Below are 466 nucleotides of genomic sequence, written 5' to 3'. Positions count from 1 at the left end.
TTTTGGAGAGGATGGGACATCGACATGCGCGACTATCGGAACTTCTATATCGACGGCCAGTGGGTCGCCCCGGTCGAACCGAAGACCGCGGATGTCATCAACCCCGCGACCGAGGCGGTGGCCGGCACCATTTCGCTCGGCGGTGTCGCCGACGTGAACAAGGCGGTCGCCGCCGCGCGCAAGGCCTTTGCCGGCTGGTCGCAGACCACGCGCGAACAGCGGCTCGACCTGCTGCTCGCCATTCAGGCGGAATATGCGCGGCGCCAGACCGAGCTGGGCGATGCGATCATCGAGGAAATGGGGGCGCCGTCCTCGCTGGCCCATGGCTTCCATGTCGGGCTGGGCGCGGGGCATCTGCAGACCGCGATCGAGGTGCTGCGCGAATTCAAGTTCGACGAGCCGCATGGCGCGACGATGATCGCGCGCGAGCCGATCGGCGTCTGCGCGCTCATCACGCCGTGGAACT

Annotated in this window: 1 protein-coding gene; it reads left to right on the top strand. The window is 66.7% G+C overall.

Annotated features, from left to right (window positions below; all coding sequences use genetic code 11):
- Positions 1 to 24 precede the first annotated feature (24 nt).
- Positions 25 to 466: aldehyde dehydrogenase family protein (locus ACFC20_RS17680; protein ID WP_375194126.1), on the top strand; the 442-nt coding region annotated here is incomplete at its 3' end.

The sequence above is a fragment of the Marinobacter sp. genome, assembly GCF_041984545.1.
Taxonomy (GTDB): domain Bacteria; phylum Pseudomonadota; class Gammaproteobacteria; order Pseudomonadales; family Oleiphilaceae; genus Marinobacter.
Note: the sequence above shows the minus strand (reverse complement) of the source record. Positions and strands in the feature narration are given on the sequence as shown.